The following is a 15,203-nucleotide window of genomic DNA, read 5'->3' on the forward strand; positions in this document are numbered from 1 at the left end:
CTTATGCAATCGTATAAGAGCTTTGCAAATGCAAACTAAAGCGCAACTTTACTTGCAGAGGTAGCATACAAACCTATTAACGCACCTGTAAATCCCTTGGCTACATTTGTCGACAAAATATCTCCAGAAACGGTTCCACCGAGATTGTTGAATTTCTTATCTCCCATTGCGTAACTAAAAGTATAATCATCACCTTTTGCCGAAACCTTTAGGTCAATTGGTTTATTTACATCAATTTTAACTTTAGCCAATATAGTCGAGGCATTGTCTTCTGTGCGCTGCAGCAAAAGATAATAGCTATCGTCTTTCTTGGTTACACCAAACACATAGTGATAACTTTCCTTTTGTAAACAAACAATTCCTGCCAGATCTTTTTCCGAGTCAGGTTTGTAATTCATGGTTACTGTAGCAGAAAAGTTGTTGTGCTGCTGGCGCTGAAACAATGCAGAAATAGGTTCTGCTGCTTTAACATCTACAGCATAAGGTTTTATCATCAGTCCTTTTGATGTTGTTGAGGCAAAGCCTTCTCTTGGCCCTCTAAGTCCAATCCATCTGTAATCCAGTTTTGCTGATGAAAACTGATCGCGAAAGGTAAAGTTACCGTTTGGAAAAAAGCCTTGCTTGCCGGTATTGTTTTTTACTCCGGCTGGCATTTTCAACTTTGTTTTTAGTGGTTCCAAACCGCCTTCGAAGATTGGAAACTCGCCATCCCAGTTTACAGGAAGTAAATAAGTTTCTCGGCCAGTATTTACGCGGTCTTTTTCATTAGGCCTGATTCCTAAAAATACGCCGTAGTAATTACCGTTAGGTCCTTCCACCAAGTCTGCATGTCCGGCCCAATCTATTTTATCAGTTCTTTTTGCAGGAAGATGGCGCTGACTAAGGATAGGGTTTTGCGCCGATGGTACGTAAGGCCCTTTTGCATTATCGCTGACAAAAACTACTTCGCTATGTGCTCCTCCAGTTCCACCTTCAGCGCACATCAGGTAATATTTGTTATTCTTTTTATAAATGTGAGGAGCTTCAATCCAAATCGGACGTTTACTTAAATCTACTCCACCGTTTACAATAATTTTATCAGTACCTGGTATAATCTGATCATTCGCCAGATCATACTCCCAGATTTTAATGGCACGGTGTCCCTGATACAATTCTTTTTCAGGGGCATCATTATGCACCACATACGCTTTTCCGTTATCATCGAAAAATAAAGAAGGATCGATGCCATCAAATTTAAGTTTGTATGGCTCACTCCACCCTTTTGCCGGATCTTTAGTTTTTACTACCATATTGCCCATCCCGCCAGCAATTTGTGTAGTGATCATATAAAACGTATCATTTAGTTTGTTGTATAAAATAGAGGGTGCATAAATCCCTTCGCTCATACCCGAACGTTCTACTTTTAGCTGTGATGTGCGGTCTAGCACGTGGCCCAATTGTGTCCAGTTTACCAAATCTTTTGAATGGAAGATGGGTACGCCAGGAAAAAATGCAAAAGAGGAAACTACTAAATAATAGTCATCTCCCTTTTTGGTAATACTTGGATCCGGATAACAACCCTGAAGAATGGGTGTGTAAAATTCATCAGATTTCAGCGGGTATTTTTTGTAAATATCATCATCACCCTGATAAATATAATTGCTAAAAACAGGTGTGGCCGGAGGTAGTCGTTTAAGGCTGTCGGTATATTTCGTGAATGCGCTTAATAAAGTTAGCATACCGCAGATTAGTGCAGTTGCAAGCATAAGCCTAGCAGAAGAATTTTTTCTTAGGCGATGCCTGAAATTGAAGAAAAGATTTGCAAATGGTTTGTTCATAAATGAGTTTATATATTGGTTATCCTTCATGATGTATTGTGCTGAAAACACAGTTACACCACCTTTTATAGGTTTCGAAGATAGGTCTATCACCTATCCTGAGATTGAACGAATGATGAAAATGCTAGCACTATTGTTCAAATTCCAACATAAAAACTTTTTTTACCTTTTGCGGCTATCTATTTTTCACTTTGTGATATGCGGAAGTAATCAAAATCTGCAAATCCTCCAATTTCATCATGCGCATAGTTGAATAAAGCAAATCGATAACCCATAAAATGTGGGATGGTATAGCTCATTTTTATTGAATTCCCAATGTTTTTCCAATCCTTTCCGTCCAGACTATAGAAAAAAGTCGCTAAATCTTTTCGATTGGTAAAGTCGCAGTCGACTTTAAAGAATATGTTATCTTGCATCAGAGGAATTGCGCTAACAAAAGTGTTTTTTTCACTTGAAAAATCGGTAAATACAATCGATTTTTTACCGTTAATAACCTTAACACCCACTTGTCCAAAATTTTTCTGTAGAATGCCCAACCCTGCATAATCGCCGTTTTTCATGTTTTGAACATCCAAAGCAATGTTAGCGGATGAAAAGGGACCTAGTGTTCTTTGGGTAAGCGTATTTCTAGCTGTTAAAAAGCTGGAGTCGATACGGCCTGTAGTTAAGCGAAGGAAGCCCTTTCTTTTGTTTACTGACCAATTTTTCGCATCTGGATTGTGATTCCACTGCCAAACTAGCGGCAAATCGCGGTCTCCTTTTTTCCGTGTAAATTCATCAGCAGCAGAAATAGCAGGAATTAGACCTTTACTTTCAGATAGGTTGAGGCTATCTGGTACCCGACCATTATTTCCTAACACTGGCCAGCCGTCTTCCCATTTTACTGGTACCAGGTAAGGAATTCTTCCCACGGCGCCATTATCCCTGAATAAGTATGCAAACCAGTTACCATCAGGCGTATCAATTAAACCACCTTGCGCAACACCTTTATCCTGAAGGATTACTTTCCCTTCATATGGACCAAAAAGTTGATCAGAACGATGAACAACAACCGTCCGCATTCCTCCTCTCGGCCAGGTAATATTGAACAGATAATACTTACCCTTTATTTTAAACATTTGCGATCCTTCAGCGGGTAAACCTCCCGAATTTCCTGAAGGCAGGCCGGCATCTTCAATCAGAACACGCTCCGGAAATTCAATATCAATACCACTAAGGTCTTTGTTCAGTGCCACCATTCTGATTTTCCCGGTACCATAAATCATGTATGCTTTTCCGTTATCAAAAAACAAGGAATGATCGTGCAAACTTGGTTTAAAATCAACCCGGTTCCAGTTTCCCTTTTCAATATCTTTGGTGCTGAATAGCGTAGTTTTTCCTGTAGTCTGAGCGAAAGTACTCACATAAAAAGTTCCATTGTGATAACGCAGACTACTGGCCCAAGAACCTTTACCATAAGCAGTTTTACCATTAACCAGATTTAATGCATCTACATTAGCTAAGGTATCATAAGCATAACCAAGCATTTGCCAATTAATTAGATCATTTGATTTCATAATAGGAAGGCCCGGACTCATGTGCATTGTAGTACTGCTCATGTAATAATTTTTACCCACGCGGATCATTGAGAGATCAGGCACATCGGCATAAATGACCGGGTTCTGCGCTTTTTGTGCGAATAACTGAAAACCCAAACAAGAAATTGAAAGCAAGCAAAAAATAATTATTTTATTCATTCTGATTTGTAATTAGATAGAGGATAAAAAAATGGTGTTTGGATTGACTTTACTCACGTTCCATTTTGTGAAATATGCCATATTTTAATGAATTAATTATTGATGCGCAGTGTATACGATTTGCCAGCCGAAGTTGGCATATCATAAAGGAAGCTTTGCTGCAAAACCAGATGGCTGGTGATTGCATTTTCTGATAATAAGGCATCAGGCGTTTCTGCAACCGTATACAATGGATTAGCATTTCGGCCTTTTGCTTTTTTCAATAAAAACCCGTCGCCTTTTAGTTGGTTTGGCACCCTCAACCGCAGGTTTCCACCAATAACTGATTTTAGAATTACTTTAAGTAACTTGCCATTTGCCCAAACCATTTCCTGCACTTCGAAGCCACCCCTCGCCCTTAATCCTTTTACTAATCCTTGCTTTTTCCATTGGTCTGGGAGTGCCGGTAATAGGTGCAGCGCTTCATCAGCACTTTGCATCAGCATTTCGGTTATCCCTGAAGTGCAACCAAAGTTTCCATCAATTTGAAAAGGCGGATGCGCATCAAAAAGATTATTGTAAGTTCCGCCACCCCCGACGTTTATGCCCAATGGCGTTAACTGATTTTGGATTATCTGATAGGCATGATTACCATCCTGCATTCTCGCCCACCAATTAATTTTCCAGCCCATGCTCCACCCTGTTGATACATCTCCACGCTGCAGCAGCGTATTTTTAGCGGCAGAAAAAAGTAAGGGGGTACGGTAAGGTGAGATTTGATTGGAAGGAAAAAGCCCGTACAAGTGTGAAATGTGGCGGTGTTTGTCATCAGGACTGTCTATATCATCCAGCCATTCCTGCAGCTGTCCGTATTTCCCGATATGCATTGGAGGCAACTGCGCCCGCATACTTACCAAACTATCTGTAAATTTCTGATCTACCTTCAGGATTTTAGCTGCCTGGATAACGGATGAGAATACATCAAAAACAATTTGGTTATCCATTGTGGTTCCGGCATCAAGTGATGAACCACCATGCGCTTTCGGCGCATTTTCTGGTGAAGTACCAGGATTTACCACCAGCCATTTATATTTTGGATGAACCACCAGGAAATCTTTATAGAACATTGCAGCTCCTTTCATCACCGGATAGAGCGTTTTAAGATAGTTTTTGTCGCCATTATAAAGATAATGTTGCCATAGGTGTTGGCTTGTCCAACCGCCACCGCCATTCCAAATGCCCCAGAATGCACCATCAACAGGCCCCGTACTTCTCCATATATCGGTATTGTGATGTGCCACCCACCCCCTTGTTCCATACATATTTCTGGCCGTAACGGCACCTGTTTCTGCAAGTTCTTTAACCATTTTTAAAAATGGCGCATGCAGTTCTGTAAGATTGGCAGGCTCCGCAGGCCAGTAATTCATTTGGGCATTGATATTGATGGTGTATTTACTATCCCAGGCCGGGTATAACTTATCATTCCAGATGCCTTGTAAGTTTGCTGGCTGGCCACCAGGCTGGGAGGAACTGATTAATAGATATCTTCCGAACTGATAATAAAGTGATACAAAGGCTGGATCAGAAACTTTTCTAAAATTTGCAAGCCGCTGATCTGTTGGCAAATTGGCTGCTGGTGTGGTGCCAAGATCAAGCTGTACACGATTAAAATATTTTTGATAGATCCCTGTGTGGGTATTCAAAATCTCTACATAGGTTTTTGCTGCAGACTGCTTTAAATACATGGCGGCACGAGCAGCGGCATCGCTGCTTATATCTTGATAGTTATTGAAATTAGTGGCGATGGAAATGTAAATCGTAACGGCGTTAGCTCCTTTAACACTGATTGTGCTGTCTGTTGAACTGATTGTACCTCCCTCATTTTTAAACTGACTCATCAACTGGTATTTGATTAATCCTTTCACCCCTTCATGATCGCTCGAAACACCTTTCATTATCAGCTTATCGGTTTCGGAAGTGGCAATAGCAACTTTTTTATGGGGAGTACTGTAACCTGCCGAGAATGAAATCTGGCCTGGTTTGTTCGCAGTAAGGCGCATGACCACAACGCGGTTACCAAAAGCGGCAAAGGCAGTTCGGGTGTAGTTTACGCCATCAACAGTATAGGTTGTTTTGCAGATTGCTTTTTCGAGATCGAGCTCACGCTTGTAATTTTGGTAAACTTCCTGCTTTGTAAAACTGAGTTCGAGGTTCCCGGCAGGCTGGAAAATCTGCCCGGATGATTTTTTTCCAAACATGACTTTATTGGCTAGATTCTCTGCTTCTTTATGTTTTCCATCAAAAATCAATCGCCTGATTTCAGGAAGATAATTGATGGTTTCAGGAACGTCATTCTGATATGGACCACCACTCCAAAGTGTATGTTCATTTAGTTTTATAATCTCTTTTGTTACATTTCCATAAATCATTGCGCCAAGCATTCCATTTCCAATGGGCAGCGCATTTTCCCAAGTTTTACCAGCCGGTTGATCATACCAAAGCTTAAGCGGCAAACGTTTGGGTTGCTGAGCATACAAAGCGGTGACAGAAATATCTAAAAAAAGTAACAGGAATAGCCAAAATTTTTGGTCTTTCATCACAATATTCAGGTTATGTTAAAGAAATGTTTATTGTGGTTTTACCAACCTAACGTAATAAACCCGGGGCGTGGCTTTTCTATCAACTGATGCAAATTTCAAGGTAATATTTTTCTTGCCTTTAAGCAAAGCTGCAGGGATTGGATATTCTTGATTGTAAAAGCCACGTTTGTTTTGTACCGAAGCCATGTCGATCGTTTGCCATTTTTTATCATCAATTAAGATGTCAAATTTCTCATTGGCATTCCCTGTGGTATAATATCGTACGTTAAGCAATAAATTTTCCAAACCGTTTGTGTTCAACTGATAGCTAAAATAACCACCATTGTTGGCATCCCGCCAAAATTCATCAAGGTAAGATCCACTTCTGGAAAACTCACTTCTCATCTGGTGATCTACTTCCGGCTGCTGCTCACCAGGGGCAACAAAATCTTGGGTCCGAGCAGACAAATGCATCTTCTCGGTTTCCGATTTTTTTACAGAATCAACGTAGCTAACATATTGGTTGGGCGTTAAGGCCATCCAATACATCATGTATCTCGAATCATGAATACGGTAAAATGGTTCTAGTGCTAAGGGCTCTTGATTAACAATTTTTTCGTTTACAAAAGAAAAGTGCATTGGTTGTCCAGTAATTGGGGCTAATTTGTCCGAAATTTTAGTAATATCCTGATCAATTAAAATGGGTGCTTTATCAATTGGAAGTTTCTGTCCACTTGCAATATGTCCCCAGCGACTATCATTCGCAACCAAACCAGTTAGTTTTTCTGTCTTTGTTTTAGCACCAAGCAAGATAGGTCCATGCATAATTGCAACATATTCTGGCAGGTTTGGCAAACGCTCTACAGTCGATTCCATTGGCAAGCTGAATTCGAGCACATCTCCTTTTTTCCAACTGCGTTTGATGGCAATGTAAGCCGAAGCAGTTAAGGTATAATTTATTTTTTTTCCATTGATTTTAACTTCCATCTCATTTTTTTTGAGCCATGAAGGATGTCTGAGCATCAGCGTAAATGTTGCGTTGCCATCGCTTACCACCAGGCGGCTTCGTTCCTCATCGGGAAAACTGGTTTCCTGCTTCAGTTTAATTTTCTTTTCTTTCCAATCCAGTTCAGAAGCAATAAATAAATTCAAGTATAAAGAATCGCGTTGGTGGGTATAAATAAAAGCATTGTATTTGCTGTGATTTTCCATACCGCTACCCACACAACACCACATGCCCTGATTTGGGGCCGAATACACCCGATAGTGTCTCGGCCTTGCGGGCGTAAAATATACGTATCCACCATGCTCAGGATGCTGCGTAGAAAGGATATGATTATAGAGCGCCTTCTCATAATAATCTGCATATCTTGCATCAGGCTTTTCCCTAAATAAACCTTCTGTTAGCTTGAGCATATTGTAAGTGTTGCAGGTTTCAGGTCCTTCCACATGATCTATAAAATCAGACGTTGCTGTTGCGCTCGGAAAAAATTCTCTACGACTGTTACCACCAAACGCAAGGCTTCGTTTTCCGGTTACTGTCTCCCAAAAAAATTGTCCTGATTTTTCATAAACATCATCATGATTTAATTCTCCTATACGTTGAAAGCCAACCGCTTTCGGAACTTGTGTGTTGGCATGTTTGTTATCAAGATTATCCTGATGCCTGGCCATAGGGTTAAGTAGCATTTGATGTGAAAAACGAACCGCTGCTGTTAAATATTTTTGATTGCCGGTAAGCTGGTAAGCATCTGCCAGCACTTCATTCATCCCTCCATGCTCAGTATCAAGCATTTCCTGCATCTGTTGCGCCGAAAGTTTTGCGGTAACGGCTATTGCCCAATCGCAAAATTTAAGGAATACTTCTTTTGCCACATCACTTTTGCCATAAACCCAAGCATCTCTTAAACCGGCAAAAGTTTTGTGCACATTATACCAAGTTACCCAAGCCGCCTTATATGCTTTAAAGTTTCCTTCTTTTAGAGTTGACCATATTTCAGTACCATTAGGAACACCTCCTGCATAGCCTGATGCCCAATCGCTCCGTTCTTTAGTGTTTTTGTTCTGGCATTCTTTTAATACCGCAATCATGTGATCTATTCTTTTTTTACATTCCGGGTTACCAGTAGATGCATAATTGAAGGCAAGTGCAGATAAATAATGCCCGCCAACATGCCCATCCAAACCATCCCAGTTTTTGTAACCTTCTTTTACTATTGGCAGACCAGCTTCTTTTCTATAAGGATACAGCAACCTGTCAACATCATAGCTTAAAAGTGTTTGCATGTTGAGGTCGCGGGCGTGAAGAAAAGGACCATTTTTTAAGGTAACCTGCTCCAGTGGAAAGGCATTATTATATAGCTTATCTTGCGCAAGCAAGGTTTGATAAAATGCTGCCGGGAGCAAGATTGTGCAAACCAGTTTTTTTATATTTTTGTTGATAGCAGATTTAATTGGTACGATCATAAATAATGATTTTGGGACTGTTATTTAAACAGCAAAGATGAAAACTGATAAAGATTATTTCGCCATACCGGCCAGGTATGTCCACCAGGATATTCCTGGTAAGTGTATCTGATATCCAGGCTTTTAAGTTTAGCCAACATTACCTGGCAATTATTGTAGGCAATATCTTCTTTGCCGCCCATAGCAATCCAAAATTGTTTAAGGTTAGCGTTTATTTTTTCCCGGTTACTTTTCATAAAATCATATTGCGCATCTGCAACCTCCTGCTGTCGACCTGCAATCCAACCCGAGCTAAATACGCCGAGATAGGCAAAGTCTGCCGTGTTTTTAATTCCGGTGTATAGGGTATGCATCCCACCCATAGATAAGCCGGCCAATGCCCGGTTTGCTGCATCAGTTTTGGTTCGGTAGGTTTTTTCTACCAAAGGAATAATCACCTCTTTCAGTTCAGATTCAAAAGTTTTTAAGCCGCTTTCAGCAAAGGCCGAGCCACCCACATTGGCATCAGGCATTACGATTAACATCGGTTTAGCTTTTTGAGCAGCAATGAGATTATCCAATATTAAATCGGTTTTGCCTTGATTTGCCCACCCTGTTTCGTCTTCACCTCCTCCATGAACAATATACAACACCGGATATTTCCCCTGCGTGTTGGCATCGTAGCCAGGTGGCGTGTAAACATAAAACTGCCTCCATGAATTGGTAATTTTAGAATAATACTTTTTGATCCGGAGATCGCCATGCGGTAGATCTTTTAAGGCATAGTAGCTACCGCCGGCAAAAGGGATTTCAATGCCGCTGGCCATTCTTCCCATTCCATAATATGTTTTACTTGCCGGATCTGCAACTGGCAGGCCATCAATAATTATAGAATAATAATGAAACCCTTCTCCAATAGAATCGGTTGTAGCTGTCCATTTTCCCTGATTGTCTTTGACCATATCGTATTTTCGCCCTAAATCTACCTGCACTTTTTGCGCCTCAGGTGCCAGTACATTGAATATTACCCGGTGATCATCTAAAATCTGGGGATATCGATTTGAACCGATATTAGTTGAAGCAGGTGCTCCCGCCACCGGATATTTAGAAAAGCTAGCGGTATCCACAGATTTAAAAATCAGTTGTGAAAACATATACAAACCATCTTTCCAGACTTTAAAATCGTGTACCCCTGGCTCTATAAAATAAATGTGTGGTACGTCATTCTTCTTTAGGTAATCGTGTGTACGCTTACTGAAACTAACGAGGTTATCGCTAGCGCCACAGGAAATAAAAAGCAGCTTGAGCATTTCTTTTGCCTTCTTAGTGTCTGGCACTAAATCCGCAGGTGATTTGGTATTTGGAGCAGAAGAAAAACCACCAACCCATGCAAACTTGTCCAGATTTCCCAGCCCGAAATTTAACGATTGGCCTCCCCCCATAGATAAGCCAGCAATTGCCCGGTGCTCGCGGTCTTTGTAAACACTGAATTTCTTTTCAACGAATGGTATCAGATCGTTTAATAGATCTTTCTCGAAATTGGCAAAAGCTTCCACCTTATCCTTTGCCATGATATTTCCATTTGCCCGGTCGTCTTTCATAGCTCTGCCATTGGGCATCACCACCAACATTGGGGCTATCTTTCCTTCGGCATAAAGATTATCAAGAATATGCTGTGGTTTCCCGCCGTTTAACCATTCCTTTTCATCACCGCCAATGCCGTGTAGCAAATACAAAACCGGTATTTTTTTGCTTTTGGAGTATCCTGGCGGAGTGTAAACCAATGCTTTGCGATCGTTCCCAACCGTTTTAGATGGATAGGTAATGGTATCTATCTTCCCATGAGGGATACCTGGTTTCAAAACATCGAATTCTGCCGGACCGGGCGTAACGATATTTTGCGCATGTATACTAAAATTAAACACTATTGATAACCCGGTAATCAAGGGAATCAAAAAATGTGAAGGTCGAATAAATTTAATCATATCTGGTTAGTTTATAATTTGGAGAGTGATGACTGATGTAATCGGTTCAGGATTTATTGGTGAAGTTTAGCGTTTTCCTGCCGCAGCAACGCCCTGTTCAGTTTGAACAATCTTCTGAATGGTAACATCAGAATTATAGTGCATATAATCGATACATATTGATCTGCGGTAACTGCCACCAGTTGGTAAAGCGCCATTGTGATAAAAGAAATAGGATTTTCCTTTGAAATCAATAATACCTGGATGCGTAGTGAAACTATTTGGCACATTTTCCTGAATAATACCTTTATATTCCCAAGGCCCCTGCGGTCTTTTAGACATGCAATACTCAATCATTTCCGGCTTGGTACCTGCTCCTGCATACACCAGGTAATAGTTGCCTTTTCGTTTATATATCCAAGGGCCTTCAATGTAATTCTTGATATCCAGTACGGTTATGGGACCATCAAGCTCGGTCATGTTTTTTTTGAGTTTAACACTTTTACAACTACCATTCCCCCAAAAAAGGTAAGCCTGGCCATCATCATCAATAAATACGGTTGGGTCTATATCATCCCAACCGTGCTTTTTATCTTTTGTCATTTCATTGGTAATGAGCGCTTTTCCGATGGCATCTCTAAATGGACCGGTAGGGCTATCTGAAACCGCCACACCAATGGCCATCCCGCCGCCACTTTCGGCATTTTTTTGATGCCCTGTAGAAACATACCAATAGAACTTGCCATCTCTATAAATACAATGGGCGGCGTAAGCATCCCCTCCTGCCCATGAAAACGTTTTGGGTGAAAGCAAGGTTCCATGGTCTTTCCAATCAACCATATTTTGCGAAGAAAACACATGCCAATTGGGCATTTTATAGTTGGTATCTTTTACCGAGGCGGTATCGTGTCCTGTATAAAGGTAAACCGTATTTTTATATACAAGTGGTGCAGGATCTGCTGTAAAAATATTGCTGATGATGGGATTCTGGGCTTGTAAACCATTCGCGTAACAGGAAGCCAGGATAAAGAGTTTAATTAGATGGCTGAATTTCATATATGTAATTGATTTGGTTAGTATTTACGTTAATTATTTGATGATCAACTTTTGGCCTCGATAAGAGATTGTTTTGACGGTTCCATATGGTTTAGCCTGAGCATTTTTACCGATGAAAACAACTTTGAATGTTCTTTTGGTTAAACTGCCAGGGTAATTGCCTATCTGGCCCCCAATTTCCAGGGATCTTCTTCGCTCATTCCAGAAGAAGGGGATTATACTATATTTTCCTTTTTCATATTCATAATTATCGCCTTCGTCTTCATATAATTCAAAACGAGCATCTTGTCCTTCATACACCCTTATTTCAAGTAAATCATTATCTTTTTCCTGGGTATATTGCACGGCTTCGCCCATAGGGATTATAGATCCGGCTTTAACAAATAGCGGAATTTTACCCAAAGGGGATGAAGTAGCGAGGTGTTTTCCGCCATGATGAAACTCCGCTGTCCAGAAATTATACCATCCTGAGGCTTTAGGAAGATAAACTTTCCAGGTATTTACGCCAGGCTCAGTAACCGGAGCAACGAGAAATGATTTGCCGAACATGTATTCTTCCCTGGTGGAGATTGCTGTGGTATCCTTATCAAAATCCATCACCAGCGGACGCATCATCGTAGCACCTTCATGACTAACCTTCCAGGCTTCAGCATAAATGTACGGCATCAGGCGATAGCGTAAATCAAGTATTTTACGCATATTTTCTTCCACAACAGGGCCATATTTCCAGGGTTCTGTTTCCGATTGATAACCATGTATTCTAAAAATCGGGTTAAATGCACCCCATTCAAACCAACGCGTTAGTATTTCATGGTATTTAACATCAGCATACTGGCTCTTGCCTGGCCTAAAAAACCCACCGATATCTGTGGTCCAATATGGCATCCCTGTTAAGGAATAGTTCAATCCGGCAACGATTTGCCTTTTGTAGGTATCCCAATTCCAGCCAATATCTCCAGACCAATTGATGGTACCAAATCGCTGTTGCCCAGGAAAGGCAGAACGGGTGAGCGTAACCACCCTTTTGCCAGGGTTGCTGTTTCGTTGCCCATGATAAACCGCCTGACTAACGAAGAAAGGATAAACAAGGCGATAAAAGTCTCCGGGGCCAAAGTAAGTTTTCTTACTAACAAGGGCATCATTTTCGGGTTCGGTAGCATCCATCCACCAGGAATCTACCCCTTTATTGAAAAGATTTGAATCCAGTACGTTCCAATGAAGTTTTTGCGTTTCAGGATTAAAAATATCAATCCACGGACTATTGGGTATGTAGAGATTTTTAGCAAGATAAGGTTTCGCTATTTCAGATTTTTGATCGATATTTTCCCAAACAGAAATAGAAAAACGGGCATGGAGATCGTGAAGATTTTTAATAAATCCTTTCGGATTAGGGTAATTACTTTCATCAAATTTAGGCACTCCCCATCCATATTTGCCCCAGTATTGCCAGTCTTGAACGATGACATCCACAGGAAGATTTCTTTTTCGGAATTCAGCTACTGTATTCACCAGGTGTGCTCCTGAAGTATAGCGTTCTCTGCATTGCCAAAAGCCGAATGCCCACATGGGTAACATTGGCACATTGCCTGTTAATTTTCGATAGCCGGCAATCACCTCATCTGCGCTTTTTCCAGCGAACACCACATAATCGAGCGATTTAGCATTGGGAGAACGGAAAACGGTTTCGTTTGCAGCGGGTTTAAACGTGAGTTTCGGTGTGTTTTTGTTTTTGCAGACTACTTTTATTTGATGGATGCCGCTATCCAAATCAATTAAGGTTCCTGCAGCCGGAGGGAGCCATAGATTGGCCTGGTCTATGTACGGCTTTCCATCTATCAAAAGCAAATGCCGGCTTTCCATGGCACCTAAATTGAGCATAAAGGCGTACTTTCCAGAAACGGGAACTTGCATCGTTCCAGTATAAATGGCTTCCTGTTGAGATACTTTTTGCGTTCCAGAAGTAGTTGTTACTTCAACTTCATTTTGCGCTGTTGTTCCCGATAATTGTCTGGCCAGTTGAATCTCTTCGTCGGCAGGATTAAAATCTGTAAGGCCATATTGATGCCAGAGGATTCCATAACCTCTACTTGAATATAAGAACGGTATCGCAATCTGGGTGTTCACCTGAATGAGCTGGCGTGGAATGTTTTTTAAATTATACTGCCCATCCTGAAATTGTCCCAATCCGAATAAAGATTCATTGGTTGGCGAGTCAAAATGCTGCGTAGCGATGTAACACTTTTCACCTGATATAATGCTTTCACTTAAGCGTTTGCCGCCCGCTATTTCTTTTAAAAACACACGATTGGAAAGATCACTATATTGTAAGTAACCCGAAGCTTTATCGAAGACGACATTCATCCCAACAGTTGCTATTGTCAGGCTTTTTGGGGTCTCATTAATTTTAAACGGCGTTTTAGTATTGTTCTTCAAGAAAACAAATTCTTGTTTTTCTGGCAAAAGCGCCTTACTAAACAATACCCTTACGGCTTTTGCAGCTAACGGAATAATGGTAAGCTTACCTTCATCGAGGTAAATGATTACGCGATCTTTTTCCAAAAGGTGGTTTTGATAGCGTTGAGAAAAACCCTGGAAGGATGAAATCAGCAACAAAAACACAATTAAGTTCTTCATTTTTTATCGGGGCGTTTTAATAAGGCAAGCATCTGCGTTGCGTAACGTTTACCAAGTTCACGGTATCCAGCTGCATTGAAATGTAACTTATCGGGGGCAGCGGTACAGCCTTCAGAAGAAATGACATAGGCATTTGGAATGGTTTGTGGCAGTCTAGCAATGATCCTGTTCATGCTTGCACAAACGCCGTTTTGTTCTGCGTTCACTACCTCACCTGCCAATAATGGCACATCATTGCCTTTTAAATGAAGATCGCTAAGCAGGTTATCATAAACCTTTTTAACCTTACTTACCCACAAACTATCACCGGTATTGGATTCGCCCTGATGGAGCAGAATTCCTTTAATTACGCCTTTCTTCTGTGCTTCCTTTGCCAAATCGACAAGACGTCCGTATGGGCGGTTATCGTATTGTTTAAGCATTCCTTTCATCCAGTCTGGCGCTGTAGCGATATATGTATCTTGATTTTCTTTATCAAACAATTCTATTTTACAGCCACCAACAGCCACTACGACAACGCCTACCTTAACCTTTTTAGGAAGGTTGGCCACCAGGCTGCGTCCGAAATAATCTACTGGTGTTAATCCGGTATTGCATCTGGTTAATGGCGGAACAGCCGTGTACCATTTATTCATTTCTCTTTTTAAATCAGGGCAGTTTACCGCTTGCAGCAGCTGAAAACGGGGATCAACGCCAACAGTATCTTCTGCTTCGAAACGGGCATTACCTTCCATATTGGATTGCCCAATGCATAAATAGATATGGTAATTTGGATCTTGTGCGAAAGACACAAATGAGGTTATAGAAACGAACGCAGCAGTTAAGCTGATTAATTTTAGCACATCAACTAATAAAACTTTGGTTAGAAGTATCCTACAATTCATAATATAAAAATTGAATTGGCAATTCTGGAAGACTGACCAACTCATCAATGATCAGGTATGCCAGAAAACCCAAGGGATAAAACTAGGATATACCACTGTTCAAGGCGGG

Annotated in this window: 8 protein-coding genes; all 8 read right to left on the reverse strand. The window is 40.9% G+C overall.

Translation table 11 applies throughout. The features are described from left to right. Positions 1-35 precede the first annotated feature (35 nt). The 8 genes from ACZZZC_RS16260 to ACZZZC_RS16295 all read right to left on the reverse strand — a co-directional run bounded on the left by ACZZZC_RS16260 (position 36) and on the right by ACZZZC_RS16295 (position 15,094). Entirely contained in the window at positions 36-1,718 is a 1,683-nt protein-coding gene (locus ACZZZC_RS16260; RefSeq protein WP_463487686.1) for a glycoside hydrolase family 43 protein, read from the reverse strand. A gap of 278 nt (positions 1,719-1,996) precedes the next feature. Next, a complete protein-coding gene (locus ACZZZC_RS16265; protein ID WP_463483112.1) occupies positions 1,997-3,553 on the reverse strand; it encodes a glycoside hydrolase family 43 protein in 1,557 nt (518 codons plus the stop codon). 92 nt (positions 3,554-3,645) lie between these two features. Further along, entirely contained in the window at positions 3,646-6,129 is a 2,484-nt protein-coding gene (locus tag ACZZZC_RS16270) for a glycoside hydrolase family 95 protein (RefSeq protein ID WP_463483113.1), read from the reverse strand. Positions 6,130-6,159: 30 nt separating this feature from the next. Continuing rightward, a complete protein-coding gene (locus ACZZZC_RS16275; RefSeq protein WP_463487687.1) occupies positions 6,160-8,577 on the reverse strand; it encodes a glycoside hydrolase family 127 protein in 2,418 nt (805 codons plus the stop codon). Positions 8,578-8,597: 20 nt separating this feature from the next. Continuing rightward, positions 8,598-10,541 carry an alpha/beta hydrolase-fold protein gene (locus ACZZZC_RS16280; RefSeq protein ID WP_463483115.1) on the reverse strand — a complete coding sequence of 648 codons (1,944 nt, stop codon included), beginning with the start codon at positions 10,539-10,541 and terminating at the stop codon, positions 8,598-8,600. A 66-nt stretch (positions 10,542-10,607) separates the two neighbouring features. Next, complete coding sequence (locus tag ACZZZC_RS16285) at positions 10,608-11,576, reverse strand: glycoside hydrolase family 43 protein (RefSeq protein WP_463487688.1); 969 nt, start codon at positions 11,574-11,576, stop codon at positions 10,608-10,610. Positions 11,577-11,609: 33 nt separating this feature from the next. After that, complete coding sequence (locus tag ACZZZC_RS16290; RefSeq protein ID WP_463483117.1) at positions 11,610-14,210, reverse strand: glycoside hydrolase family 31 protein; 2,601 nt, start codon at positions 14,208-14,210, stop codon at positions 11,610-11,612. Then, entirely contained in the window at positions 14,207-15,094 is an 888-nt protein-coding gene (locus ACZZZC_RS16295) for a sialate O-acetylesterase (RefSeq protein WP_463483118.1), read from the reverse strand. The genes ACZZZC_RS16290 and ACZZZC_RS16295 overlap by 4 nt, the downstream gene beginning before the upstream one ends. Positions 15,095-15,203 lie beyond the last annotated feature (109 nt).

It is taken from the genome of Pedobacter sp. AC212, from assembly GCF_979258625.1.